This window comes from Novosphingobium sp. KN65.2, assembly GCF_001368935.1.
Taxonomy (GTDB): Bacteria; Pseudomonadota; Alphaproteobacteria; order Sphingomonadales; family Sphingomonadaceae; genus Novosphingobium; species Novosphingobium mathurense.
This window is the reverse complement of the sequence record NZ_CCBH010000013.1, coordinates 23384-48256: the sequence shown is the minus strand read 5'-3', so window position 1 is coordinate 48256 and position 24873 is coordinate 23384. Positions and strand designations below refer to the sequence as shown.

Below are 24873 nucleotides of genomic sequence, written 5' to 3'. Positions count from 1 at the left end.
TCGACTCGTCCACGCAAAGCGCTCTTAACCTTTGTCCACAGCCGCTGCAGTGCAAGATGCGACGAATTGCTCCGACGCGAATGCAAGGCGTGCGGCCGCCTCAGAAATATTCCTTCAAGGCACTGACGACGCGACCGACCACACCAAGCCCACTGTACTTGACGGTCTTCTGGTGGCTCTTTCCGAGACTGCGGATGTCCACCGGGTCGTCGGCGGCGTATAACACAAGACCGGCCAAGGTTGAAAACCCGGGCTTTACATGGGCTTCGGCCAACCCGGCAAGCTGCGGGACACGGCCGATACGCACCGGCTTGCCGAGCGCGGCCTGCGCGAAATCGGCAAGGCCGACCAGCTCCGCGCCGCCGCCGGTGAAAACCACCTGCTGGCCGCGCTGACCGCTGAAGCGCATGGCTTTCAACGCCTTGCTGACTTCCTCCATCAACGCGCCGAGCTGACCGGTAATCACGCCGATCAGTTCGGCACGCGGTATGCGGTTCTTCTCGTCGGCATGGCGGGCGATGGGCCCGACGCCCTCCTCGCCCGGGGCATTGACCGGAATCATCTCGCGATGGTCGGTCGGGCTGGCGATGGCCGAGCCGTTAACGCACTTCAGGCGCTCCGCCTGGAAGCGGCGGATACCGAAGGCCGAGGCTATCGCATCGGTGATATCGGCCGAACCCATCGGGATCGGGATCATGTCGGTCAGCATCCCGCCCGAATAGATCGCGACATTGGTGACTTCCGCCCCGAATTCGACGAGCGCGACGCCCAGATCGCGCTCTTCGGGCGAGAGGCAGGCCTGCCCTGCCGCAATCGGCGAACCGACGACCGCCTCGACCTCGAGGTGCGCGCTCTGCACCGCCTCGGTGAGGTTGCGGATCGGCGCACCGTCGGCCAGCATGACGTGAATGTCGACACCTAGGCGCTCGGCATGGAGGCCTTTGGGATCGGTGACACCGTGTGCGCCATCGAGCCGGTACTGCGCCGGCTGCGCGTGCAGGACCATGCGCCCGTCGGGCTGGATCACGTCGCGCGCACTGACGAGCAGCTGGTCGATATCCTCCTGCTCGATCCGGCGACCGCCGATTTCGGCGTCGAACTGGTCGATCCGGCTGGCGAGCCCGGCCCCCGAGCAGCCGATCCAGACTTTCTGGACCGAAGTGTTGGCCATCCGCTCGGCGCGGTCGATGGCATCACGCACGGCATAAGTCGCCGCGGTCATGTCCGTGACGTAGCCGCGCTTGATGCCCTGGCTGGCGCGATGGCCTGAGCCCAGGACGATCATGTCTCCGGTTTCCGAAATGCCTGCGACGATCGCGGAAATGCGGAAGGAACCGATATTGACCGCGCCGAAGACGCGGGTGATGCGCGGGCCTGCCATCAGTCTGCCTCCACACTGTGCGGAACCGCGCCCGCCTTGAGCGCGAGTTCCCTGCCTTCCTCGTCGGGCACGCGCAGGTAAATGCGATCGCGTGCCCGCATGTCGAATGCGGCGACCTTGCCACCCAGCAGGCGGTTGGTCCCATCGAGCCGGGCGAACGTGACCAGCGCATTGGCCGAAGGCTTTTCACCCTCGGGTAGCGCGAGCACCTGCCCGGTCTTGAACGTCAGGTTCCAGCGGCGATTGCCGATCCACTCCGCCTCGCGCACGCGCGGCTTGAGCGCAGGCGCGGCCTCGAGAAGATGTGCAAGCTGGGTCACCTGCTGTCCGGCACCGAAGCCCGAAACGATAAGCCGACCCTGCGCATCCTTGCGGCTGATTGCCTCCAGTTCGTGGCCGGATTCGTCGATCAGCACGAAGCGGTCCGCCTTGCGCAGCACCGCATGCGGCTCGCGCTCGACGATGTCGATCACCAGCGTATCGGGCAACTGTCGCGAGACGCGCGCGTCCTTGATCCACGAAAGCTCGAGCAGCTCGCTGCGCAGCCCTTCGAGATCGACGTCGGGCATCGCCCGGTTCCGTTCGGCCAGAGCCTTTTCATAGACCTTGAGCTTGTTGATGTTCTGGGCCCCGCGCACGACCACGGTCTTGACCTCGAAGCCTGAATGCGCGGCGATCTGGGCCATCTGGTCACCAACCATCAACGGAAGACCCGCGGCGCTGGCAGCCAGCCACGCCAGCACGCCCGCCCCGGCAAGGATCGCGATGAGGAAGATGCGGTGGAGCTGGTCTTCCGAGAACGGCAGCCAGCTCATCACGACGTCCATCGCAGAGCCGGTCGTCGCCCGGGCCTGCCGGACCTTGGCCTTGGTGCCCTGCCTTGCGGCGGACTTCCTTGCGCTCTTCGACTTGCGCCGGATCGTCTGGCTCATTCAGCCCCCTTCACTGCCCCCGCAGCTTGCTTCGCCCGCGCATCCTCCAGCGCCTCGGCGATAATCGCCTCGACGAGGTCGGCATATTCCATGCCGCAGGCCCGCGCCTGCTCGGGTACGAGGCTGAGCGGCGTCATGCCCGGCTGGGTGTTGGTTTCCAGCAGGAACAGCCCTTCGACGCCCTGTGTATCGTCCCAGCGGAAGTCCGATCGGCTGGTGCCCTTGCAGCCGAGCAGTCGATGCGCGCGCAGGGCAAGGTCCTTGCACGCCTGTGCGATCTCGTCGGGGATTTCGGCCGGGCAGACGTGCTCGGTCAGACCGTCGGTGTACTTGGAATCGAAATCGTAGAAGCCCGACTTCGGCTTCAGTTCGGTCACCAGCAGGGCGCGGTCGCCGATCACCGCCGTCGTCAGTTCGCGACCGCGGATGTAGGGCTCGGCCAGCAGGTTGTCGAATTCTTGCCACGGCCCCTTCGCGTCGCGCCGGATCGGATTGCCGTAATTGCTCTCGTCGGTGACGATGGCGACGCCGACCGACGAACCTTCGTTAACGGGCTTGAGCACGTAGGGCCGCGGCAGCGGATCGCGCTCATACAGCTCCTTGGAGGCAACGATGCGGCCACCCGGCATCGGAACGCCATGCGGCACGAGCGCCTGCTTGGTCAGTTCCTTGTCGATGGCGATGACCGAGGTGGCAAGGCCGGAATGGGTATAGGTAAGCCCCATCAGGTCCATCATCCCCTGGACCGTGCCGTCCTCGCCGGGCGCGCCATGGAGCGCATTGAACACGACATCGGGCCTGGCTTCGGACAGACGCAGCGCGACATCGCGGTCCATGTCGATGCGGGTGACCTTGTGGCCCTTGGACTCCAGCGCCCTGGCCACGCCTTCGCCGCTCATCAGCGAAACGGACCGCTCATGAGACCAACCGCCCATCAGGACCGCGACATGAAGTTTGGGAAGGCTCACTGTGTACCTGCTTGCTGTGTGTTGGACGCATCGGCCGGCGTGCCGACGCGCTGGATTTCCCATTCGAGCTCGACGCCCGAGCTTTCCCGGACCCTGCGGCGCACTTCCTCGCCCAGCGCCTCGATGTCGGCGCTTGTTGCGCCGCCGGTGTTGATCAGGAAATTGGTGTGTTTCTCACTGACCTGCGCGCCGCCGATCTGAAGCCCGCGGCAACCCGCCCGGTCGACCAGCTGCCAGGCCTTGTGCCCTTCGGGGTTCTTGAAGGTGGACCCCCCGGTCTTGGAGCGCAGCGGCTGGCTGGCCTCGCGGCTGGCCGATATCCGGTCCATTTCCGCCTGGATCGCTGCCGGTTCGCCGGGCTGCCCCCTGAAGCGCGCAGCCACGACGATGGCGCCTTCGGGCAGTTCCGAATGGCGATAGGTATAGCCGAGATCGGCATTGCCCAGCGTCACCAGTTCACCCGAACGCAGGACGACGTCGCAATCGACAAGGATGTCCTTGACCTCCCCGCCATAGGCGCCGCCGTTCATGCGCACGAAGCCGCCGACCGTGCCGGGGATCGAGCGCAGGAATTCGACGCCGGAAATCCCGTTGTCGCGCGCAGTGGAGGAAACGAGAATGCCCGAGGCCCCGCCTCCGCAATCCAGTGTCACCTCATCGACCCGCGCGACCTTGGCGAAAGGCTTGCCCAGCCGCACGACAACGCCGCGCACGCCGCCGTCGCGCACGATCATGTTCGAACCCAGACCCAGCGCCATGACCGGCACCGCGGGATCGAGATCGCGCAGGAAAGCCTGCAGGTCGTCGATGTCCTTGGGCTCGAACAGCCACTCGGCCGCGCCGCCCGACTTGAACCAGACGAGCGGGGCCAGCGGCGCATTGGCAGTCAGCTTGCCGGAAACGGAAGGAAACAGGGCTTCCATCAGAACCGCCACATCCCGAGCCACGCCCACTGCGCGCGCGCCAGTCCCTCAGCCGCCTCGCGCGCCTTCTCGTTGGCTTGGCCGAGCAATTCCCCGGCCTCTTCCTTGCGGGCAGGGTCGATCGAGGCCTGACTGGCCTCGACGTACTTCTGCAAGGCTTCGATGTGGTGGCGATGGGATTCTGAAACCAGCTCCAGCCAATCGAGAGGGTTGAACAGGTTCACGCCGTCCTCCGCGATCGGATCTCGTCGGCCAGGCCCGCGGCCCACTTGGTGATGTCGCCGGCGCCCAGACACACGACCATGTCCCCGGGTTGCGCCGTGGCTGCCAGCGCGTCGGCCAGTTCGCCCGGGCCTGCGATGACCTGCGCGGAACGGTGTCCGCGCGACTTCATGCCCTCCACCATGGCGGCGCTGTCGACGCCCTCGATCGGCTGCTCGCCGGCAGCATAGACCGGGCTGGCATAGACCACATCGGCATCGTTGAAGGCGGTCTGGAACTCATCCATGTGATCGCGCAGGCGCGTGAAGCGGTGCGGCTGGACGACGGCGATGACCCGGCCCTTCACGCCCTCGCGTGCGGCGGCAAGGACAGCGCGGATCTCAACCGGGTGATGGCCGTAATCGTCGATGATCGCCACCCCGTCGACTTCGCCGACCTTGGTGAAGCGGCGCTTTACCCCGCCGAACTTGGCGAAGCCGCCCTTGATGCACTCGTCCGAGCAGCCCATCTCGACAGCCACGCCGACGGCCGCCAGCGCGTTCTGGACGTTGTGGCGACCGGGCATCGGCAGTTCGATCCCCGCGATCCGGCGGAACGAACCGTCGCGCTGGCGCAGGGCTACGTCGAAGCGGTTGCCGCCCGGGATCGGCATCACGTTCTCGCCGCGGATGTCGGCCTGCGCGGAGAAGCCATAGGTCACCACGCGGCGGTCGCGGACCTTGGAGATCACGCCCTGCACTTCGGGATGATCGATGCACAGCAGCGCCGCGCCGTAGAACGGTACGTTCTCGATGAACTCGACGAAGGCTTCCTTCACACGCTCGAAAGATCCGTAATGGTCGAGGTGTTCGGGATCGATGTTGGTGACAACGGCGAGCGTGCCGTCGAGACGCAGGAACGAGCCGTCGCTTTCGTCGGCTTCCACCACCATCCAGTCCGACGCGCCGAGACGGGCGTTCGAACCGTAGGAATTGATGATGCCGCCGTTGATCACGGTAGGGTCGATGCCGCCCGCGTCGAGCAGGGCCGCGACCATCGAGGTCGTCGTCGTCTTGCCGTGGGTGCCGGCGACGGCGACAGTGTTCTTCAGCCGCATCAGCTCGGCCAGCATCTCGGCGCGGCGCACCACGGGGATGCGGTGTTCGAGCGCATAGACCACTTCGGGATTATCGCGCTTCACCGCCGTGGACGTGACGACGACTGCGGCCCCGGCGACGTTCTCACCGGCATGGCCGATCATCACCTTGATCCCGCGCTTGCGCAGGCCGTCGATTACGTAGCCCTCGGCAATGTCGGAGCCCTGCACCGAATAGCCCAGGTTGTGCATGACTTCGGCAATGCCGGACATGCCGATGCCGCCGATGCCCACGAAGTGAATCGTGCCGATATCCGTGCCGACGCCCTTCACAGTGCAGGCTCCCGGGCCAGTGCCTCGTTGCCGTTGGCAGGGGTTGCCTTCCTGTCCATGCGGATCACGTCCATGATCGGGGCCGCGCCGAAGCTTTCGACCAGATCGGCCAGATCGCGCGCGGCATTGGGATAGCCGCAGTTCCAGGCCGCATGGGCGGCATTGGCAAGAGTCTCGGGATGCTGGGCCATGGCCTGTATCTGCTTGGCGAGCGTGGCGCCGGTGAAGCCCTCCTGCCGGATCGAGCGGGCCCCGCCCGCAGCGACGATCTCACGCGTGTTGGCGGCCTGATGGTCGTCGGTCGCGATCGGCAACGGGATGAGAATGGCGGGACGGCCGACCGCGGTCAGCTCGGCGATGGTCGAAGCTCCTGCCCGTCCGATGAACAGGTGGGCAGAGGCCAGACGCTGGTCCATGTCCTCGAAATAGGTCGCCAGTTCGGCGGGGATGCCGTGGCTGGCATAGCGTTCGCGCACGGCCTCGATATCCTCGGGGCGGCACTGCTGGATGACCTGCAGGCGCGAGCGCAGAGCGGGCGGCAACATGGCCAGGCCATCCGGCACGACCTGCGAAAGCACGCGCGCGCCCTGGCTGCCGCCGGTCACGAGAATGCGGAACAGGCTGTCCTCGGTGAAATCCGGGAACGGCTCGTCGCGAAGCGTGAGCACTTCGCTGCGTACCGGATTGCCGACGAGCGTCACCTTGCCTGCATGCCTGGGATCGAGACGGTCGACTTCCTCGCAGGACGTGGCGATGGCATCGACCTTGCCCGCGAAGTAGCGGTTCACGCGGCCCAGCACGGCGTTCTGTTCATGCAGCACGGTCGGGATCCTGGCAGCCGTGGCGGCCAGCAGCGTCGGCATGGCAGGATAGCCGCCGAAGCCGACGACGGCCGAAGGCTCGAAGCTGTCGAACAGGCGCAGCGCCATCTGGCGGCCATCGAGAATGCCGCGCGCGCCCTTGAGCCAGTTGACCGGGTTCTTGCCGGCAATGCGGCCGGGCGGCAGCACGTGCGCAGGCAGGAAATCCGGCTTTCCGGGAATCGCCGCACCGCGCTCGTCGGTGATGAGCGCAACGTGGTGCCCGCGCCGGTCGAGCTCGGCGGCAAGCGCGAAAGCGGGAATGAGGTGTCCGCCCGTCCCGCCCGCGGCGAGAACGTAGTGGCGGCTGACCTGACTCATGAATTGTCTCCGATGGCGCGAAGCGAAAAGCGTTCGCGCTTGATGTACGGATTTCGCCGGGTAATCGCCAGTAGCAGCCCCATCGCCAGGCAGACGGCGACGGTGGACGAACCACCGTAGCTGATCAGCGGCAGGGTCATGCCCTTGGACGGGAAAAGCTGCAGATTGACGAGGATGTTGATGAAGGCCTGTCCGCCGAACTGGGCGGCAAGGCCCGAGGCGGCCAGCACGGTGAAGAGGTCTTCCTCGTCGACGAGGCGCAGCAGGATGCGGGTCAGCACGGCAATATAAAGCAGGACGATCACGATGCACGCGATCAGTCCGAATTCCTCGCCGATGACGGAAAAGATGTAGTCGGTATGCGCTTCGGGCAGCGCGAACTTGCGCGTGCCCATCCAGAAGCCCAGCCCGGACCAGCCCCCGTTCAGCAGGGTACGTTCGGCAAGGTCGACCTGGTCGAAGGCGGTGCCGCCGAACAGGAAGTTGTCGATACGGTTCCGGCCGTTCTCATAGGTGAAGTACATCAGGACGATGCCCACCAGGCCGGCACCCGCGAAGATACCGATGCGCTTGAGCGGAATGCCTGAAAGCAGGATCAGCACGAAAAAGGTGCCGCCGAACAGCATGGTCGAACCGAAGTCCGGCTGGGCCATGAGCAGTGCGCCGAGCAGCGCCATGACCGCGAAACAGATTCCGACGACGGGAATGTTCGGATCGCGCGCGCGCCACGAAAGGATCCAGGCCAGCAGGATCGGGTAGCCGCACTTGAGGAACTCGGACGGCTGGATCGAGACACCGAGACGGATCCAGCGCCGCGCCCCGTTCACTTCGGAACCGACGAAAGGCACCAGCACCAGCAGGAACAGCATGGCCCCCGCCATCAGGATGCCGATGCGTCGGGCGCTGTCCTTGGTCCGGGTCGAGGCCCAGAACATCGCGGCGAGGCCGATCAACTGCCAGCGCATGTGCAGGTAGAAGAAGTGCAGTTCCGGCAGGCGCTCATGCGCCGTTGACAGCCGCTTGGCGCTGGCCGGCGAGCCTGCGGCCACAGCGACCGCGCCGATGCCCATGAGGATCAGCACGATGGCCAGCACCGCGCGGTCGATTTCCTGCCACCAGATCGCCAGTTCGCTGCGGCGATTGCGGTTGTAGCGGGCGGCGCGCGAATTGGAGCCCGGAGCTGCGGTCGCCATCAGGCTTCCTCCTCTTCCTCGGGCGCAAGCAGCGCCTCGACGATCTGGCGGAAGACTTCGCCGCGCGCCTCATAGTCGCGGAACTGGTCGAAACTGGCGCAGGCCGGGGACAGCATCACCACGTCGCCCGGCTTGGCCGCGGCCATGGCCTCACGGATCGCCTCGGCCATCATCTCGCTGCGATGGACCCGCGTATGGGGGGCGAGAATCTCGGCAAAGCGCGGTCCGGCATCGCCGATGGTATAGGCCGCTGCGAGGTTGCCGAAATAGGGCGCGCACTCGTCAAGGTCGTCGCCCTTGGGCAGACCGCCGACGATCCAGTGGATGCGCGGTTCCGGGTCGGGCGGGAACGCGGCCAGCGCCGGAGCCGCCGAAGCCGGGTTCGTCGCCTTGCTGTCATTGATGTAGAAAACGCCATCGGCCTCGGCGACGCGCTCCATGCGGTGCGGCAGTCCGCGAAAGGTGCGTATGGCGCGCTTCCATTGCTCCGGCTTGATGCCGAGCGCCTCGACGATGGCAACGGCAACGGCCGCATTCTGCAGGTTGTGCGGCCCCTGCAGCGAAGGCCACTTCTTCTGGAGCGTCGTGAGCTTGGCGCCATCGACGACGCGGACATGATCGAGGCCGCGCCGGTCGGCCTCGGCACTGGCGATGGCGGCTGTTTCCGCATCGCCGCTGCCGAAAATCGCGTCATGCCCTGCGCCCTGCATCGTGAAGAGCCGCGCCTTGGACGCCGCGTAGGCCGCAAAGCCGTCGTAGCGGTCGAGGTGGTCGGGCGTGATGTTGAGCAGCGCGGCCACTTCGCAATCGAGGTTTTGCGTCAGGTCGATCTGGTAGCTGGAAAGCTCCAGTACATAGACTCCGCCCTCGGGAAGCGGATCGGTGCCGAGGATGGGCACGCCGATGTTGCCGCCCATGCGCACGGGCACACCGGCCTTTTCCAGCAGGTGATGGACCAGTGAGGTAGTGGTCGACTTGCCGTTGGTACCGGTGATGCCGACAACGCGATGGGCAGGCAGGCTGGACCGCGCCAGCGCGAAAAGCTCGATATCGCCGATGACCGGAACCCCGGCACGCTGCGCGGCCGAGGCGATGGGATGGCGGTTGAGCGGAATACCGGGCGAGACGACCACGCCGTCGTAGCCGGAAATATCCGCCGTCACCGGGTCGGCCAGCTCGACGCGGCCGGCCAGCACCTGCCGGGGCTCGTCTCGGTTATCCCAGGCCATCACGTGCGCCCCGCTGGCCAGCAGGGTCTCGACGGCGGTCATCCCCGAGCGGGCAAGCCCAAGGACCGCGTATCGTTTACCGGCAAAGGCGGGGGAGACGATCACGCCTGTCCCCTTATCGCAGCTTCAGCGTGGACAGGCCGATTACGGCAAGCACGATCGAGATGATCCAGAAGCGGATCACGACCGTCGATTCCTTCCAGCCCTTCTGTTCGAAGTGGTGGTGGATCGGTGCCATGCGGAACACGCGCCTTCCGGTCCGCTTGAACCAGAAGACCTGGATGATAACCGAAACCGCTTCGAGGACGAACAGGCCGCCGACGACGGCAAGCACGATCTCGTGGTGCGCGGCAACGGCGATTGCGCCCAGCGCCCCGCCCAGCGCAAGGCTGCCGGTATCGCCCATGAAGACAGCCGCGGGAGGTGCGTTGAACCACAGGAAGGCCAACCCTGCGCCCATGATCCCGGCGCAGAAGATCGCCAGTTCACCGGCACGCGGCACGTGGGGAATGCCAAGGTAGGTCGCATAGTCGACGCGGCCGGCCAGGTAGCAGATGATCGCGAACGTGCCTGCAGCGATAATCACCGGCATCGTCGCAAGACCGTCCAGACCGTCCGTCAGATTCACGGCATTGCCTGCGCCGACGATCACGAAGGCGGCGAAGACGTAGTAGAACGGCCCCAGAGGAATGTAGCGACCCGTGAGGAACGGCACATAGAGGTTCGTGTTGAGCTGGCTGACGATAATGTAGGCGGCAATGCCGGCGACCACGAATTCCATCGCCAGACGCACCCTTCCGGGCACGCCCTTGTGGCTGCTCTTCGAGACCTTGTCGTAGTCGTCCAAGAAACCGATGGCGCCGAAGCCCACCGTCACGGCCACACAGGCCCAGACGAAGGGGTTGGACATGTCCATGTACAGCAGCATCGACACGATCAGCGCGATCAGGATCATCAGCCCGCCCATCGTGGGCGTGCCGCGCTTGGCGAGGTGCGACTGCGGGCCGTCCTCACGGATCGGCTGCCCCTTGCCCTGGCGGATTCGCAGCATGTTGATGAACTTCGGCCCGATGATCAGGCCGATGACGAGAGCCGTCATCAGCGCCGCGCCGGAGCGGAACGACTGGTAGCGAAAGAGGTTGGCCAGCCCTTCGAAATGAAACCATTCTGCGAAAAGATACAGCATCTTGCGGGGTGACCCCCTACCCTTCCTGCTTGCTGAGCGCCGTTACCAGGGAAGCGAGACCCACCGAATTCGAACCTTTGACAAGGATTGCATCATCCCTCTCAAGTCCGAATGCGCGCAAGGCATCGACAGCTTCCCCTACAGTGGCGCAATGCGCGAAAGCCACGGTTTTGCCAAGTTTCGCGCCTTCCGATTTCCCCAATTCCCCATCGGTGAGGGCCTTCGCGAGTGGCGTCATCTCTTCGCCGACGAGCACGGCATAATCGACTCCGGCCTCGCGGATCGGTTCGGCCAGCGCGGCATGATAGTCCGGACCGTGGCTGCCCAGTTCCTTCATCGCACCCAGGACCGCGATCCGGCGCCGCGCCGGAGTGCGGCCCAGCTGGGCCAGCGTCGCGCGCATGGAAGCCGGGTTGGCGTTGTAGCTCTCGTCGATCAGCAGGGCCTTGCGCTGGCCCTCGTCGTCTGCCTCACCGCCCGGAACGTCGATCTCGACACGCGCGCCGCGGCCCGGAAGACCGCCCATTTCGGCCAGCGCAACCCCGGCTGCGCCAAGGTCTCCCTTGACCGCGCGCACCGCCGCCATGACCGCAAGCGAGTTCATCACCCAGTGTTCGCCCGGCGCGGCAACGGTGTAACACACGCGCCGGTCGCCCATGTCGACCGTCACCAGCGAACCGCCGCCGATGGCCGAAACCGTATCGAGCAGGCGCACGTCCGCATCGCCGGCCTTGCCGAAAGAGACGACTTTCGCCCCGCACGCCACTGCCGCATCGCGAAGGCGCAGGAAATGCGGGCTGTCCGCCGGAATGACGGCAGTGCCACCTTCTTCAAGGCCCTGGAAGATCTCGGCCTTGGCATCGGCGATCGCTTCCTCGGAGCCCAGCATCTCGATATGCGCCGGGGCGATGGTCGTGATCACCGCAACGTGCGGGCGCACCTGCCGGGTCAGCGCGGCGATCTCGCCCGCGTGATTCATACCCATCTCGAAGATGCCGAAGCGCGCGCGACCGGGCATGCGCGCAAGGCTGAGGGGCACCCCGACATGGTTGTTGTAGCTCTTGACCGAACGGTGCGCGTCGCCACGGCTGGAGCGATCGAGCGCTGCGAAAATCGATTCCTTGACGCCCGTCTTGCCGACCGACCCGGTCACGCCGATGATCGGGCCGCGCGCGCGCAGGCGGGCGGCCGCGCCCAGCTTCTCCAGCGCCTCGGTCGTGTCCTTCACCAGGATGTGCGGACCGTCCACGGGACGGTCGACGACGACGGCCGCCGCGCCCTTGGCGAAGGCCATCTCAACGAAACGGTGGCCGTCCATGCTTTCGCCCTTCAAGGCAAAGAACAGGTCTCCGGGCTGGACGTCGCGGCTATCGATTTCGACGCCGGAAACGGTAAATTCGGCGTTCGCCGTGCCCTTGACCGCGCGCGCGATCGAAACCGCATCCCACAGCGCAGACGGGTTCTCATCCGACAGTTCAGCAGGCCAGTCGAGAATCCGGGCAACAGCGTTCATCGTCTTCTACCTCCCCAGTGCGCCAGCCATTTCCCTGGCAACCGTGACGTCGTCGAATGGCAGGACGCGCACATCTGCGCCGCTGCCGATTATCTGTCCTTGCTCATGTCCCTTGCCGGCGATCAGGACGATATCGCCGGCTGCGGCGGCCTCGACGGCGGCACCGATCGCCTCCCGTCTGTCGCCGATTTCCCTGCCCTTGCCCTGTATGCCTGCCAGGATCATGGACCGGATCGCGGCGGGATCTTCGCCGCGAGGGTTATCGTCGGTGACGATCGCGAGATCCGCGCCCTGCGCCGCTACCTTGCCCATTTCCGGGCGCTTGCCCGTGTCGCGGTCGCCGCCCGCGCCGAAGACGACGATCAGGCGCCCGGCGACGTGGGGCCGAAGCGCGGCAATCGCTGCTTCCAGTGCATCGGGCGTATGCGCGTAGTCGACATAGACCGGCGCGCCGGACGGCGTGATCGCCGCGCGCTCGATGCGGCCGCGAACGGTCTGCAGGCGCTTGAGCGCATCGAAAGTGGCATGCGCCTCGCCTCCGGTCGCCAGGACCAGACCCGCCGCGACCAGTGAATTGGCAGCCTGGTATGCGCCGATCAGCGGCAGATCGATGGTATGGTTGGTGCCTGCGTACGCAATCTCCAATTTCTGCCCGAGCCCACCGGGCGTGCGGCCAAGAAGGCGGATATGCTCGCCCTTCGTGCCGACGGTAAACAGCTTCAGTCCGCGCTTGCCGGCATGCTCGATCGCCTTGTCGGACCACGCATCGTCCGCCCAGACGACCGCCGTGCCTCCGTCAACCACCACTTCGTCGAACAGACGCATCTTCGCGGCGAAGTACTCTTCCATCGTCGCATGATAGTCGAGGTGGTCGCGGCTGAGATTGGTGAAGGCGCCGGCTGCGACGCGCGGCCCCTCGATGCGGAACTGCGAAAGGCCGTGGCTCGATGCCTCATAGGCAACGTGCGTTACGCCCTCACGCGCCAGGCCTGAGAGGTTCCCGAGGAAGGTGACGATATCGGGCGTGGTCAGCCCGGTCGAAACCGTCTCTTCGCTGGTGGTTACGCCCAGCGTGCCGATCGACGCCGCACGAATGCCGGCCATGCGCCAGATCTGGCGCGTCAGTTCGACCGTGGAGGTCTTGCCATTGGTGCCGGTCACCGCGACCAGCGTCTGCGGCACGGGCGTGAAGAACTGGGCCGCCAGCCGGGCGAAGAGCCCGCGCGGTTCAGCGTCGGCAAAGTGGATCGCGCCTTCGACCCGTGCATCGGGCGCGGCGACAACCGCAACCGCGCCGGCCTCGATGGCGGCGGCGATGAAATCCTCGCCATTGAACTTCGCGCCGCGGAACGCGCCGAAGACCGTGCCGGGCGCGACCTTGCGATGATCGATGGCGAACCCGGTTACGGTCGCCTCGCCGCTTTCGGTCAGGGCGATGCCCGCTGCAGTGCAAAGATCGGTCAGTTTCATTCGCCGTCAGCCTCTGACGCACGCACTTCATTGGGGATGAGCGGCTTGAGATCGGAAATGTCGATATCGCGCGTTTCGTCGGGCATGATGCCGAGGATCGGGCCGATGCGCGGGACGACGCGGCCGATGACCGGCGCTGCGTTCCAGGCCGCCGTGCGCTGGAAGGACGTGGCCTGCGTACCCTGCGGCTCGTCGAGCATGGCGATCACGACAAAGCGCGGCTTGTCCATCGGGAAGGCCGAGGCGAAGGTCGAGATCAGCGAGTGATGGCGATAGCCGCCTGCGCCGGGCTTTTCGGCCGAGCCGGTCTTGCCGCCGATGCGGAAGCCCGGCGCGTCGGCCTTGCGGCCGGTACCGTAGCGCACGATCATGCGCAGGAGCTGGCGGCTGCGCGCGCTGGTCGACGCCTTGAACACACGGTGCCCTGCCGGAACGTCCGACGGATCGAGCTTCCTGAGCGTCGCCGGACGCCAGATCCCGCCATTGACGAGCGCGGCATAGGCGCTGGCGAGGTGCAACGGGGTAACGGCAATGCCGTGACCGTAGGACACCGTCATCGTGCGCAGGCGCGGCCATTCGCCCTTGGGCCAGATCGGGAAGCCGCGCGCCGGAAGCTCGATGTCGGGACGCCGGTCCATGCCCAGCGCTTCCATCGTCTTCTTGAGACGCACGCCGCCCAGTTCGTCGGCAATCTGCGCGGTCACCACGTTCGAGGAATGGATCAGGGTTTCGGCCACGTTGAGCGAATCGCCCATCGAGTGGCTATCCTTGATCGTGAAGCGACCGAGGTGAAGCGGGTGCGCCGACCAGCGACGGCCGAGATCGGTGATCGTGCCGGCATCCATCGCCGATGCCACAGCCAGCGGCTTGAACGTGGACCCCAGTTCGTAGACCTGGTTGGTCACGCGGTTGAAGCCGTGGGGCACTTCGCCGAGCTTGGCCTGCTCTTCGGAAATGACCATGTCGGTCGGCTTGACGTGGTTCGGGTCGAACGAGGGGAGCGAAGCGAGCGCCAGCACTTCGCCGGTATCGACATCGAGAATCACCCCGCCAGCGCCCTTTGCCTGCGATTCCGCCATGGCGCGGCCGAGTTCGTCTTCCAGTGCGCTCTGCACACGAAAGTCGATCGAGAGCACGGCAGGATGCGTGCGGCCTTCGGGCGAAACGAGCTGGTCGTCGAAAGCTTCTTCCATGCCGACCTTGCCCTTGCCGTAACTGTCGACATAGCCGAGCACGTGTGCGGCCATCGAGCCCTGCGGGTAGTAGCGCGTCGCCTCGAGCGGGAACTCCAGCGCCGGTTCGCCCAGCGCATGGACCTTGTTAGCGTCATCGGGAAGGATCGACTTGCGGATGTAACCCGCCTTGCCGGACTTCAGGCGCTCGAGCACCAGAGCACGGTCCAGATCGGGGAAGATGCGCAGCAGGCCGTCGGCCACTTCGTCGGGCGTGTGGATCAGCGACGCCCCCTCGGTCATCGCGCGCGGATTGAACCACAGCGAATAGGCCCGGAACTCACGCGCCAACGGCACGCCGTTGCGATCGACGATTTCACCCCTGTCGGGCACGAGAAGGTCGGAGAGGCTACCGTCGTGCGTGGAAACCCCGGTCATCCCGAGATAGACGATCCTGAGCAACGCGCAGGTGCCCACAAGCACGAAAACGCCCAGAATCCAGAGCGTGCGCAGCTTGGCGACAAGCAGCGAGCGCTGGCGGACGTTGACGAGCTTGCGTCTTCCTGACGATATCGTTGTCGGGATCGCAATCGCGGTCACTGCTGGGCAGCCTCCGCCAGTTCGATGCGGGCCAGGCGCTTGCTCAGGCTGGCTGCGTCATGCTTGAGAGCCTTGAGCTCGGGATCGAGATCCTTGGTCGCCGCTTCCTGCGACTTTTCCGCTTTTTCGGGCACGGCAGCGGTGGCACCGCTGACCGGTGAGACCATCGCCAGCAGCGAACCGCCCGAATCCTTGTCGGCGGGCACTTCGGCGTTGGCGTAACGGATCGGCTCGGGCGCGCCCGGCGCAGCCGCCTTGCCCAGCGCGGCAAGCTGGCGCTCACCCTCGATGTACTGCCCTGCCACCGGCGCCTTGTAGCCGAACTCCAGGTCGTTGAGCTGCTTGAGCGCCTGCTGGTTCGAGCGGGTCTGGAACTCGGTCTCGAGGAAGTCGATGTCGCGCTGCACGTAGACGATGCTCTTCTCGGCATCGTGCACCTGGCTCTTCACCGCGTTGACCCGCAGGGTCAGGCCGATCGTCATCGCACCGCAGACCAGCAGCACCGAGATCCAGCCGATCGAATGTACGCGATCGCGGGTGAGGTTCATGCTGCGCTCCTGTGGGTATCTCTGGCGGGGGCATCGGTGCGCACGGCGCTGCGCAGGGTGGCGGATCGGGATCGGGGGTTGGCGTCGAGTTCGGCCTCGCCAGGCCGGATCGCTTTCGACAGCTTGGTGAAAGTGGCCACCACACCACCGCCAACCTGCGGCAGGTGGCGGGAGGTGGACGCCCCGCCGCCGCTGGCGTCGCGCAGGAAGCGCTTCACCTTGCGGTCTTCGAGGCTGTGGAAGGTGACGACCGCCAGACGGCCGCCCGGATTGAGCAGGTTTTCTGCGCCCGAAAGGCCTGCATCGAGCTCGTCGAGCTCTCCGTTCACATGGATTCGTATGGCCTGGAAGGTCCGCGTTGCCGGATCCTTCGGGGCATTTGCGCCCTTGTACTTCGGATTGTAGCCAAGCGCCTTGCGCACCACCCGGGCCAGTTCCCCGGTCGTGGTCAGCGGCCGTGCGGCGACGATGGCGCGGGCGATCCGGCGCGACTGACGCTCTTCCCCGTAGAGGTAGAGCACGTCGGCGATCTCGGCCTCGTCCGCCTCGTTCAGGAAGTCGGCCGCCGAAAGCCCCTGCTGCGACATACGCATGTCGAGCGGGCCGTCGGAACCGAAGGCGAAGCCGCGCTCCGCCTGATCCAGTTGCATCGAGGAAACACCAATGTCCATGACGACGCCATCCACGCCGGAAACGCCGGATTCTCCCAAGCCCTCGACCATTTCCGAGAAGCGGCGCGGGTGCAAGACGAGGCGCGGCGGATCGCTGTCCAGCTCGGGCCATTTTCCACGGTTGCGTTCAACGGCGGCAATGGCATCGGGATCGCGATCGAAGGCATGGACCGTCGCCCCGGCGTCGAGCAGCCGCCGGGTGTAGCCGCCCGCACCGAAAGTGGCATCCACGATGACGTCGCCGCCCTGGGGGTTCAGGGCGGCGACGACTTCGTCGAGAAGCACCGGGACATGGGGAACGTGCTCCTCGGAGTGCTCGGGCGTATGGTCTTGGGGCGCCGTCATTTCTTGCGCGCCTTTGCCAGTTCCTTTTCCGCAAGGCTGCGGCAGGCGGTCTTCGCCGCCTTCCAGTCGTCTTCCATCGCGTAGAGCTGTTCGGGCGCCCAAACGGTGAAGAACTTGCCGTTGCCGCGGAAGTAGAGCTGGTCGGAGATTTCGGCGAGCGCGACGAGATCGTCGGGCAGAACGAAGCGACCGCTGCCGTCGAAAGGGACTTCGTAGGAGGAATAGATGTCGCTGGCGCGCTTCTCCGCGTCGAATTCCTTGCCGGCGCGCAGGGCAATGTCCTGCATTTCCTTGAGCTCTTGCTCGAAGTCAGCAATGCGCGAGAGGCCGAAACCCATGAGGCAGGGCCAGCGATCGTGCGGCATCAGGCAGACCAGATCCTTGCCGCTGGATTCGCGCACGGTGCCGCGAAAGACGTTGGGCAGCACGAAACGGTTCTTGTCGCGTTGAAGCGAAAAGCCCTGTCCGTTGTAGATGTATGGCTGCCCAGCCATGCCGCCCCATTTCCCCCTGAGGGTCCAAGTCTCGGAACAATGACTGACCCCGCCCCGACTGCGCGCTCACGCCATCGGGTTCCGTGCTCACGCATGAACACGGCGAGACTCAACCATTCCGATTGGTCGCCTTTGTATCGCGGGAAATTTGGGGACGAAAGGGAAAATCGGGGATTGGCGGGATTTTTCCGCCGAATTTGCGACGAAATGCGGGGACAGCACGCGACTTCCGTGCCGGAACACGAAATTACGAACTATTCAACTTATTGTTTTAAATTGATAATTTATCGAACGAGCGGTCCCGCCCGCGCCATCCCCGGTTCACACCGATTATTCCCGTCCGATCCCCACCGAAACCCGGGCCAGCAGCGTTTCCAGAAGCTTGCGGCGTCTTTGCGCATCGCGGGGATCGTGCGAGTCATCGAACAAGGCGGCATCCGCCAGCGCAATGACCCGTCCTTTCCCCACTCGGCATTCGGCAAGGAAACCCGCCGCTTCCAGTGTGCAGGAACCATCTTCCGGCCTGATCCGGAAGCGACCGGGCAGGTTCACCGGGACCGCGCCCTCCTTGATATCGACAAGGCGCTCACCGGGCTGCTGCGATTCGTCGAACTCGAGCTGAAGGCCCCATCGCCCGAGGATCGGCGAAAGCATCGCGATGTCCTGCGGTCGCCGGGCATCGCCCAGCGCGAAGATCGAATGGGCGGTGAGCATGGGATCGGCAAAGAGCAGCACCCTGCCCCCGGCATTAACCCAATCGTCCAGCGCGACGTTCTCCTGCGGCGTAAGGGGCCGCGGCTGCGCGAGCAACAGGACGTGATCCTTCGCCAGCGGCAGTACCCCCGAAGCGTCGGCCAGATGGTCCAACGGCACGAGCCCGTCCTGAGCCTGGATGAAGGCATGGGCCCAGCCCTGCTCCTGCCCGTCCGACAAAAATCCGCGGATATCGTCGCTTTCACCCCAGAGCAGCGGCAGGCTCGAATAGACACCCAGCCCTGCGGGCTTTTGCGCCTCCCCACTTTTCCCCGCTGCGTCCGAACTGCCCAGCAGGTTGCATCCCGCCAGTGCGAGACACGGCGCCAGCAGCGCAAACAGCACCGTTCGACTATTGATCAACGAGAGGTGCAGCCTCTCCGCTCTGCATCGGCGCGGGTCGGGGTGCGGCCGTTACAGTCGGGGTGGGCGTCGGCGTCGGATCCGACGCCGGGACAACGCCGATGTCGGCCAGCGGATCGGATGCGGCCTTCTTGGGCCTTGCGTCCACCGCCACGACCTCGTGGATCGGATCGGCCTGATCGGTATTGCGGTCCACCCGGTCGGTAATGATGTTGGCAAGGCCGACCAGCAGCAGCATCGCGCACAGCCCAAAGGCGCCCACCTGCAGGCGATGGACCGCCTGCGAGCGCAAATCGCGCGCAGAAGGCGGCACATAGTGCTGCGGGGTCGTGATCGGTTCGACCATAGGAGGCGGATATTGCCCTGCCATCGGCAGGAGTTCTAACTTACCTTGCCAACCAAGGGAAGACCGGCAGACCCTTCGCTTCCAGCCATTCAGGGTTGTAAAGCGTGGACAGATAACGGAAGCCCGTGTCGCACAGGATCGTCGCCACGCGCGCATCGGCCTTGCCCTGGGCCACCAGCTGCTTGCCCAGCGCAACCGCGCCCGCAACGTTGATGCCGGAGGACAGGCCAAGGCACAGGCCCTCTTCGGCCAGCAGGCGCGTCACCCATTCCAGTCCCTCCTCGTCGGAGATGCGGAACTGGGTGTCGATCGGGGCGCCTTCGAGGTTGGCGGTGATGCGACCCTGCCCTATGCCTTCGGCAACCGAGGAGCCTTCGGCCTTCAGTTCACCGCAGGCATAATAGTTGTAGAGCGCCGCGCCGTGGGGATCGGTCAGCGCGACCGTCACCTTCTCGTCGAGCGCCTTGAGGCCAAGGCCGGTGCCTGCGATCGTGCCGCCGGTGCCTGCCGCGCAAGTGAAGCCGTCGATCCGACCGCCCATCTGCTCCCACAGCTCGGGCGCGGTCGATTCGATGTGCGCCTTGCGATTGGCGATGTTGTCGAACTGATTGGCCCAGACCGCGTTCTCGGTTTCCTCGGCCAGGCGGCGCGAGGTATGCACGAAGTGCCCGGGGTTGGAGAAAGGCGCCGCCGGTACGAGAACCAGTTCGGCACCCAGCGCACGCAGCGTGTCCATCTTCTCGCGCGACTGCGTCTCGGGCATGACGATCACGGTCCTGTAGCCCAGCGCATTGGCGACGAGCGCAAGGCCGATACCGGTGTTGCCCGCCGTACCCTCGACGATCGTGCCGCCCGGCTGCAGTGTTCCGCGCGCTTCGGCATCGCGCACGATCCAGAGCGCCGCACGGTCCTTCACGGAGGCACCCGGATTGGCGAATTCGCACTTGCCCCAGATCTCGCAACCGGCAGCCTCGCTTGGTCCCTTCAGCAGGACAAGCGGCGTGTTGCCGATAAGATCGAGCGTCGAGCGTTTGGCTTGCGGTGCGGTCATGACGGGGAATTAGGAAGTCGGAGCGCAAGGCGCAAACGAATTGCGCCTTACCCCCCTCAATTCAAACTTCCAGCGCGGCGAATCAGTCTTCCTGCGCGATCGTCACCTTGATGCCTTCGAGGGCGCCGGTGACCGGAATCTGGCACGAGAGACGCGAGTACTCGTTGCGGTGGTCCGAGCTGTCGAGCAGGTCGTTCTCGTCTTCGCTCATCTCCGGCAGCTTGTCCATGAAGGCCGGGTCGATGTGGACGTGGCAGGTCGCGCACGAGCAGCAGCCGCCGCAAAGCGCCAGGAGTTCGTCAAAACCGCTGTCGCGGATGACTTCCATCAGGGTGCGGCCTTCACTCGCCTCGACGCTGGATTCTTCACCCGACTGGTTGACGACGGTAATCTGCGGCATTCTCAGGGGTCCCCTTTAAAACTCGATATATCGCAATCTGGCGTGTTTCAGCACTTGGCCTAGGCTGCTAATCGCGGCGCAGACCATTTGCAAGGCAATCGAAGCATGGGCCTGAACGCCAACGCCATTAAACTTGGACTTGATGCTCTTGCGGCGCGAGAGCCCGGGATTGCGCGGGCACTGGCCCTTGCGGGCTATCCCGAACCGCGGATTCGCCAGCGCGGCTATGCGACACTGCTGCGTACGATCGTCGGCCAGCAGGTCAGCGTGGCGGCGGCCGCTTCGGTCTGGTCCCGGCTCGAGGCGATGCTGGGCACAGACCTGCCGCCCGATGCCCTGCTGGCTGCCGACTTCGACGCCCTGCGCGGCTGCGGCCTTTCGCGCCAGAAGCAGGGTTACGCACGCTCGCTTTGCGAACTGGTCGTAGCCGGCGCGCTCGACCTCGAAAACCTGCCGGAAGACGACGAGGCAGCGATTGCAGAACTGGTGCAGATCAAGGGCATCGGCCGCTGGTCTGCCGAAATCTATCTTCTCTTCGCCGAGGGCCGCCCGGACATCTGGCCGGCCGGTGACCTTGCCGTGCAGGCCGGGCTGCACCGGATCCTCGGGCTCGACGCGCGTCCGAGCGAAAAGGAAACCCGCGAACTGGCAGAGGCCTGGCGCCCGCACCGCGGCAGCGCAGCCATCTTTACCTGGCACTGCTACAATAACGCCGCCCTCTGATCAGGCCGGCAGGATCGTGACCGGCAGGCTGGCCCGTGCGGGAAACTTTGCCTCGATCCAGCGCCGCAGCCGGGGCGACTGACGCTCGGTAAGAATCGAGATCAAGGCGCAAGTACCGACCACCAGGGCCAGCAGCGCCGCAAACTCCGAAACGCTCTCGGTTCGCCCGAAGCCGTGCGAGAGCAGGAGCTGGATGAGCGGCCAATGGAACAGGTACAGCGTGAAGGAAAACCCGGCGAGGCCCTGAGCCAGCCCGGCAAGCCGCATGACCTGCGGCTCCAGCGCGGTAACGAGAGGCCGCGCAGCCAGAATGCCCAGTACCATGATGAGCGCCATCGCCAGATCGGCAATCGCCCAGACCGACCACTGGATCGCAAACGGCCACCATGACTTGAGAAAGGGAATCAGTACCTCGCGGTCGATCTCGAATAGCTGCAGCGCCAGAAACGGGCACAGGACGAGGAGAATCGGCGCGAGCGCGATCGGCACGCGCCGCACGAGACCGAAATGGGTCAACGCGACACCGACAAGCCACACCGGCATGAGCAGCAGGATCGAAGGCCCAGCCGCGAGACAGGCAACCGCCGTGGCAACATAGCGTGCCCGACCGCGCAGGAAAAAGGCCAGCGCAAAGATCGCGTAATACCAGACTTCGTAGCACAGCGACCAATAAGGCGGATTCCAGACCGGCGCGGGCATGCCCGGCCAGGCGCTGACGAAGGCCAGCGGTGGAATGAAGCGCTCGGCAACTTCGGCCGCTTCGTTGGGACTGTTGTCGATGGGCACATAGGCCGGTCCCGCCAGCACATAGGCGGCCAGCAGCCCGAACAGCAGCGCCGGGACCGCCACGGGCAGGATCCGCGAGATCCGGGAGATCGCGAAGCGGCGCAGGTCCGATCGCCCACCCAGCACCGAGCTGCTGATTACCAGACCCGACAGGACGAAGAAGACGATGACGCAATAGTGCTGCATGCGCACGCCGAAAGGAAAGTCCCCGGCGTATAGCCCAAGTTGCACCGCATGGCCCAGGGCGACGAGCAGCGCTGCGCCGAAGCGCAGGAAATCGAAGACCACCGAAAGTGGCCGGTTGAGGAAACGCTCATCCATGGAGCGAGACCGGAAGGATCAGGTTGCCGGAGCGAGGCTGTCGATGAACGACGCCAGATCCACGTCGCGCTGGCTCAAGCCGTCGGCATCGTGAGTCGTGAGCGTCACCACGACCCGATTGTAGACGTTGAACCATTCGGGATGGTGATCGACCTTGTCGGCCTGGATCGCGACCCGGGTCATGAACCCGAAAGCCTCGTTGAAATCCGCGAACTTAAGCTCGCGGATAATGGCCAGCCCATCCTCGCGAAGCGACCATCCCGGCAAGCCGGCCAGCACCTCGTCCAACTTCGCGCCAGATAGTCGCTCTATTGCCATTATGGTCTCCTTGGCAGTTCGCCGCCTTTCCACTATCGACTGCCTCCATGCAAGAGGCCTTTATCGTCGTCCGGGATCTCGCGTGTCGACGTGGGGACAGGCTATTGTTCCGTAATCTTTCCCTGTCGCTCAACGCGGGGCAGGCGCTGCAGGTTGCAGGCAGCAACGGCATCGGCAAATCGAGCCTGCTGCGCATCGTCGCCGGCCTTGCCCCCGCTTTTGCCGGTTCGGTCGAATCGCAAGGCACCATCGGCCTCGTCGATGAACGCCCGGCGCTCGACCCGCACCTCCCGCTCGGCAAGGCCCTGACCTTCTGGCAGGGGATCGACGGGGCGGTGGGCAACGAACTGTCGCGTTTGGGTCTTGCCGACCTGCTCGACGTGCCGGTGCGCTACCTTTCCACCGGCCAGAAGAAGCGCGCGGCGCTCTCACGCCTGATCGGGCAGAAGGCCCCGATCTGGCTGCTCGACGAACCGCTCAACGGGCTCGACGGCCATGCCGTGGAACTGACCGAGCAGCTGGCGGCGGAACACTGCGCGGCCGGCGGGATCGCCCTGATCGCATCGCACCAGCCCTTTTCCCTGCCCGGCATGGAAAAGCTGGCTCTGGCGGACTTCGCGGCATGAGCGGCCGTTTCTCCGCACTGCTGCGCCGCGACGTCGCACGCCTGCTGCTGGGCGGACGCGGGGGCGGCGCCCTGTTGCCGATCCTGTTCTTCCTGTCGGTAGCGATGCTCTATCCCTTTGCCGTGGGCCCCGATGCCCGCCTGCTCGCCCGCACCGGCGGCGGCGTGATCTGGGTGGCAGCCCTGCTCGCCGCGATCCTGCCGCTGGACCGCCTGGTGGAGCCCGACATCGAGCAGGGCATGTTCGACCAGTGGGCCCTGCGCGGCATTTCCGAGGAAATGGTGATTACCGTTCGGGTGCTGGCCCACTGGCTGAGCTTCGGGCCGCCGCTCATGCTGGCTGCCCTGCCCGCCTCGGCGCTGCTGGGCATCGATGCCGAGACGCTGCGGATCGTCGAGATCGGGTTGCTGGCGGGCACACCCGGGCTTGCGGCCCTTGGCGTAACCGTGGCAGCGCTGACGGCAGGGCTGCGCGGAGGCGCGGCGCTCTCCGGACTGCTGGTGATCCCGATGGCCGTGCCACTGCTGATCTTCGGCGCGGGCAGCCTGTCGCTGGGCGGCGAAAGCGGCCTTGCGCTCACCGCCGCGGCCAGCCTCGTCCTGCTGGCCATCGCGCCCTTCGCCGGTGGCGCCGCGGTGCGCGCCGCACGCGGCTGACACCCGCCGGGCCCTGCCCCCACTCCACCATTCGAGTCGATCGGGAGCCGGCGAGAGGCAGGCATCGTGCTGCGCCTGGCCATCGCCTGTGGACAACCTTGCGCAAAAACCGGGCAGAACCCCGGGATATCGGACTCATAAGGTGGGAAAAGTTGGCCGGGGCGTTGGGTGGGTCACTGGAGGGCGGCCCCGGCCAAGGTGCAGGATGAGAACGACAACCCATGACAATTGCCGCTCCTGAGGGGCTTGACGAAGCGCGTCAGCCACGTATCACTAGCTAATGATAATCATTCGCATTTGCAACCCCTCGGAGACTGCCTGATGTATCAATATGTCGACCGCCCCCTCAGCACCCTCGATGAAGGTTGCCGCTTCCTCGTCTGGTCGATGCGGGCATGGGTAACGGCCATCGCCAGCAAGCGCTGTCCCGCACAGACGCTGGCGCCGGCTTTCGCGCGCTGGCGGATGATCGGCGGCCTCCAGTCATTCCACCGCGCCATGCTGCTGTTCAACCGCGATGCGCTGGAGACTTTCGCCTTCTGCCCCCTGGCCTGCGATCATGTCTCCGAGCACGAAGCCGTGATTCTCGAACTCGTGACCTCACTGCGCGATCGCGGACCCGGCGCGACTCGAGAGACGCTGGAACTGCTCGTGCTCGAGGAAAGCGTAGGAGACGTTCTCGAGACGCTATCGAAGCTCGGCACCGCGCTCGCAGTAGCCGGGATCTTTCCGCAGGAACCGGCCATCAGCCACACGCCCCGATCCTCATGAACAGGTAACCGGCTGCCAGTCGCGCCAGAGGCGCAGGGCGCCTAGACGAAGAGCAGCCCGATCAGGGCGCCGACCTGCAGGGCGGCGATCAGGCAAAGCCGCCATGAGAACGGCTGCTTGCGGGTCTTGTGCCGGAAAGCCATCCGGGCCGCGAAAGCGGCCGGGCTTCCGCCGAGCAGTGCCATCATCAGCAGGTCGAATTCCGGCACCCGTCGCCCGCCACGGCGAGCCCTCGCCTTGTCGAAACCGAAGCTGGCGAAGGTCACGAAGTTGATCAGCGCCAGCCACAAGGCGCCCGCCACGATCCAGTCCATGGAGTGTGA

General features: G+C 65.5%; 27 protein-coding genes. 4 read left to right on the top strand and 23 right to left on the bottom strand.

The features are described 5' to 3' along the window. Positions 1-100 precede the first annotated feature (100 nt). The 20 genes from ftsA to ddmB all read right to left on the bottom strand — a co-directional run bounded on the left by ftsA (position 101) and on the right by ddmB (position 20349). Entirely contained in the window at positions 101-1381 is a 1281-nt protein-coding gene (ftsA, locus tag SPHV1_RS00875; protein WP_054944262.1) for a cell division protein FtsA, read from the bottom strand. Next, on the bottom strand, positions 1381-2313 hold the full coding sequence (locus tag SPHV1_RS00870) for a cell division protein FtsQ/DivIB (protein WP_054944261.1): 933 nt from the start codon (positions 2311-2313) through the stop codon (positions 1381-1383). Before SPHV1_RS00870 ends, ftsA begins: the two co-directional genes overlap by 1 nt. Continuing rightward, positions 2310-3281 carry a D-alanine--D-alanine ligase gene (locus SPHV1_RS00865; protein ID WP_054944260.1) on the bottom strand — a complete coding sequence of 324 codons (972 nt, stop codon included), beginning with the start codon at positions 3279-3281 and terminating at the stop codon, positions 2310-2312. Before SPHV1_RS00865 ends, SPHV1_RS00870 begins: the two co-directional genes overlap by 4 nt. Continuing rightward, complete coding sequence (gene murB / locus SPHV1_RS00860) at positions 3278-4204, bottom strand: UDP-N-acetylmuramate dehydrogenase (RefSeq protein ID WP_079731178.1); 927 nt, start codon at positions 4202-4204, stop codon at positions 3278-3280. Before murB ends, SPHV1_RS00865 begins: the two co-directional genes overlap by 4 nt. Then, positions 4204-4428: a hypothetical protein gene (locus SPHV1_RS00855; protein ID WP_054944258.1), complete on the bottom strand. Its 225-nt coding sequence runs from the start codon at positions 4426-4428 to the stop codon at positions 4204-4206. Before SPHV1_RS00855 ends, murB begins: the two co-directional genes overlap by 1 nt. Beyond that, positions 4425-5834: a UDP-N-acetylmuramate--L-alanine ligase gene (gene murC, locus SPHV1_RS00850; protein ID WP_054944257.1), complete on the bottom strand. Its 1410-nt coding sequence runs from the start codon at positions 5832-5834 to the stop codon at positions 4425-4427. Before murC ends, SPHV1_RS00855 begins: the two co-directional genes overlap by 4 nt. Next, on the bottom strand, positions 5831-7015 hold the full coding sequence (murG, locus tag SPHV1_RS00845; protein WP_054944256.1) for an undecaprenyldiphospho-muramoylpentapeptide beta-N-acetylglucosaminyltransferase: 1185 nt from the start codon (positions 7013-7015) through the stop codon (positions 5831-5833). The genes murC and murG overlap by 4 nt, the downstream gene beginning before the upstream one ends. Then, positions 7012-8208: an FtsW/RodA/SpoVE family cell cycle protein gene (locus SPHV1_RS00840; protein ID WP_054944255.1), complete on the bottom strand. Its 1197-nt coding sequence runs from the start codon at positions 8206-8208 to the stop codon at positions 7012-7014. The genes murG and SPHV1_RS00840 overlap by 4 nt, the downstream gene beginning before the upstream one ends. Further along, positions 8208-9542, bottom strand: a complete 1335-nt coding sequence (gene murD / locus SPHV1_RS00835) for a UDP-N-acetylmuramoyl-L-alanine--D-glutamate ligase (protein ID WP_054944254.1) — start codon at positions 9540-9542, stop codon at positions 8208-8210. Before murD ends, SPHV1_RS00840 begins: the two co-directional genes overlap by 1 nt. Positions 9543-9552: 10 nt before the next feature. Next, positions 9553-10623 carry a phospho-N-acetylmuramoyl-pentapeptide-transferase gene (gene mraY / locus SPHV1_RS00830; RefSeq protein ID WP_054944253.1) on the bottom strand — a complete coding sequence of 357 codons (1071 nt, stop codon included), beginning with the start codon at positions 10621-10623 and terminating at the stop codon, positions 9553-9555. A 16-nt stretch (positions 10624-10639) separates the two neighbouring features. After that, positions 10640-12136, bottom strand: coding sequence for a UDP-N-acetylmuramoyl-tripeptide--D-alanyl-D-alanine ligase (gene murF / locus SPHV1_RS00825; protein ID WP_054944252.1), 1497 nt, complete (start codon positions 12134-12136; stop codon positions 10640-10642). 6 nt (positions 12137-12142) lie between these two features. Continuing rightward, complete coding sequence (locus SPHV1_RS00820; protein ID WP_054944251.1) at positions 12143-13606, bottom strand: UDP-N-acetylmuramoyl-L-alanyl-D-glutamate--2,6-diaminopimelate ligase; 1464 nt, start codon at positions 13604-13606, stop codon at positions 12143-12145. Further along, positions 13603-15378 (bottom strand): penicillin-binding protein 2, encoded by a 1776-nt coding sequence (locus SPHV1_RS00815; RefSeq protein ID WP_054944250.1) that lies wholly within the window; start codon positions 15376-15378, stop codon positions 13603-13605. Before SPHV1_RS00815 ends, SPHV1_RS00820 begins: the two co-directional genes overlap by 4 nt. Continuing rightward, the gene (locus SPHV1_RS00810) at positions 15375-15926 is read right to left on the bottom strand and encodes a hypothetical protein (protein WP_054944249.1); all 552 of its coding nucleotides are present in this window, start codon (positions 15924-15926) and stop codon (positions 15375-15377) included. The genes SPHV1_RS00815 and SPHV1_RS00810 overlap by 4 nt, the downstream gene beginning before the upstream one ends. Then, a complete protein-coding gene (gene rsmH / locus SPHV1_RS00805) occupies positions 15923-16942 on the bottom strand; it encodes a 16S rRNA (cytosine(1402)-N(4))-methyltransferase RsmH (protein ID WP_054944248.1) in 1020 nt (339 codons plus the stop codon). The genes SPHV1_RS00810 and rsmH overlap by 4 nt, the downstream gene beginning before the upstream one ends. Continuing rightward, complete coding sequence (locus SPHV1_RS00800) at positions 16939-17436, bottom strand: division/cell wall cluster transcriptional repressor MraZ (protein WP_054944247.1); 498 nt, start codon at positions 17434-17436, stop codon at positions 16939-16941. Before SPHV1_RS00800 ends, rsmH begins: the two co-directional genes overlap by 4 nt. A gap of 330 nt (positions 17437-17766) precedes the next feature. Continuing rightward, positions 17767-18552 carry a GldG family protein gene (locus SPHV1_RS00795; RefSeq protein WP_231634358.1) on the bottom strand — a complete coding sequence of 262 codons (786 nt, stop codon included), beginning with the start codon at positions 18550-18552 and terminating at the stop codon, positions 17767-17769. Next, on the bottom strand, positions 18542-18898 hold the full coding sequence (locus SPHV1_RS00790; protein WP_054944246.1) for a hypothetical protein: 357 nt from the start codon (positions 18896-18898) through the stop codon (positions 18542-18544). The genes SPHV1_RS00795 and SPHV1_RS00790 overlap by 11 nt, the downstream gene beginning before the upstream one ends. 40 nt (positions 18899-18938) lie before the next feature. Continuing rightward, the gene (locus tag SPHV1_RS00785; protein WP_054944245.1) at positions 18939-19949 is read right to left on the bottom strand and encodes a cysteine synthase A; all 1011 of its coding nucleotides are present in this window, start codon (positions 19947-19949) and stop codon (positions 18939-18941) included. An 82-nt stretch (positions 19950-20031) separates the two neighbouring features. Further along, positions 20032-20349: a dicamba O-demethylase ferredoxin subunit DdmB gene (ddmB, locus tag SPHV1_RS00780; protein WP_054944244.1), complete on the bottom strand. Its 318-nt coding sequence runs from the start codon at positions 20347-20349 to the stop codon at positions 20032-20034. Between the two features lie 105 nt (positions 20350-20454). Between ddmB and SPHV1_RS00775 the strand changes: the two genes are divergently transcribed. Next, positions 20455-21072: a DNA-3-methyladenine glycosylase gene (locus SPHV1_RS00775; protein WP_054944243.1), complete on the top strand. Its 618-nt coding sequence runs from the start codon at positions 20455-20457 to the stop codon at positions 21070-21072. Here the strand turns inward: SPHV1_RS00775 and SPHV1_RS00770 are convergent, their stop codons facing one another. Both SPHV1_RS00770 and SPHV1_RS00765 read right to left on the bottom strand, forming a co-directional pair. Beyond that, positions 21073-22179, bottom strand: a complete 1107-nt coding sequence (locus SPHV1_RS00770) for an acyltransferase (protein ID WP_054944242.1) — start codon at positions 22177-22179, stop codon at positions 21073-21075. 18 nt (positions 22180-22197) lie between these two features. Further along, positions 22198-22530, bottom strand: coding sequence for a 4a-hydroxytetrahydrobiopterin dehydratase (locus tag SPHV1_RS00765; RefSeq protein WP_255352244.1), 333 nt, complete (start codon positions 22528-22530; stop codon positions 22198-22200). Positions 22531-22544: 14 nt separating this feature from the next. Between SPHV1_RS00765 and ccmA the strand changes: the two genes are divergently transcribed. From ccmA to SPHV1_RS00750, 3 genes are all read left to right on the top strand, one after another. After that, on the top strand, positions 22545-23123 hold the full coding sequence (gene ccmA / locus SPHV1_RS00760) for a heme ABC exporter ATP-binding protein CcmA (RefSeq protein ID WP_054944240.1): 579 nt from the start codon (positions 22545-22547) through the stop codon (positions 23121-23123). After that, on the top strand, positions 23120-23779 hold the full coding sequence (locus tag SPHV1_RS00755; protein ID WP_054944239.1) for a heme exporter protein CcmB: 660 nt from the start codon (positions 23120-23122) through the stop codon (positions 23777-23779). The genes ccmA and SPHV1_RS00755 overlap by 4 nt, the downstream gene beginning before the upstream one ends. 321 nt (positions 23780-24100) lie before the next feature. Then, complete coding sequence (locus SPHV1_RS00750) at positions 24101-24550, top strand: hypothetical protein (RefSeq protein ID WP_054944238.1); 450 nt, start codon at positions 24101-24103, stop codon at positions 24548-24550. A 41-nt stretch (positions 24551-24591) separates the two neighbouring features. Here the strand turns inward: SPHV1_RS00750 and SPHV1_RS00745 are convergent, their stop codons facing one another. After that, a complete protein-coding gene (locus tag SPHV1_RS00745) occupies positions 24592-24864 on the bottom strand; it encodes a DUF1294 domain-containing protein (RefSeq protein WP_054944237.1) in 273 nt (90 codons plus the stop codon). Positions 24865-24873: the final 9 nt, after the last annotated feature.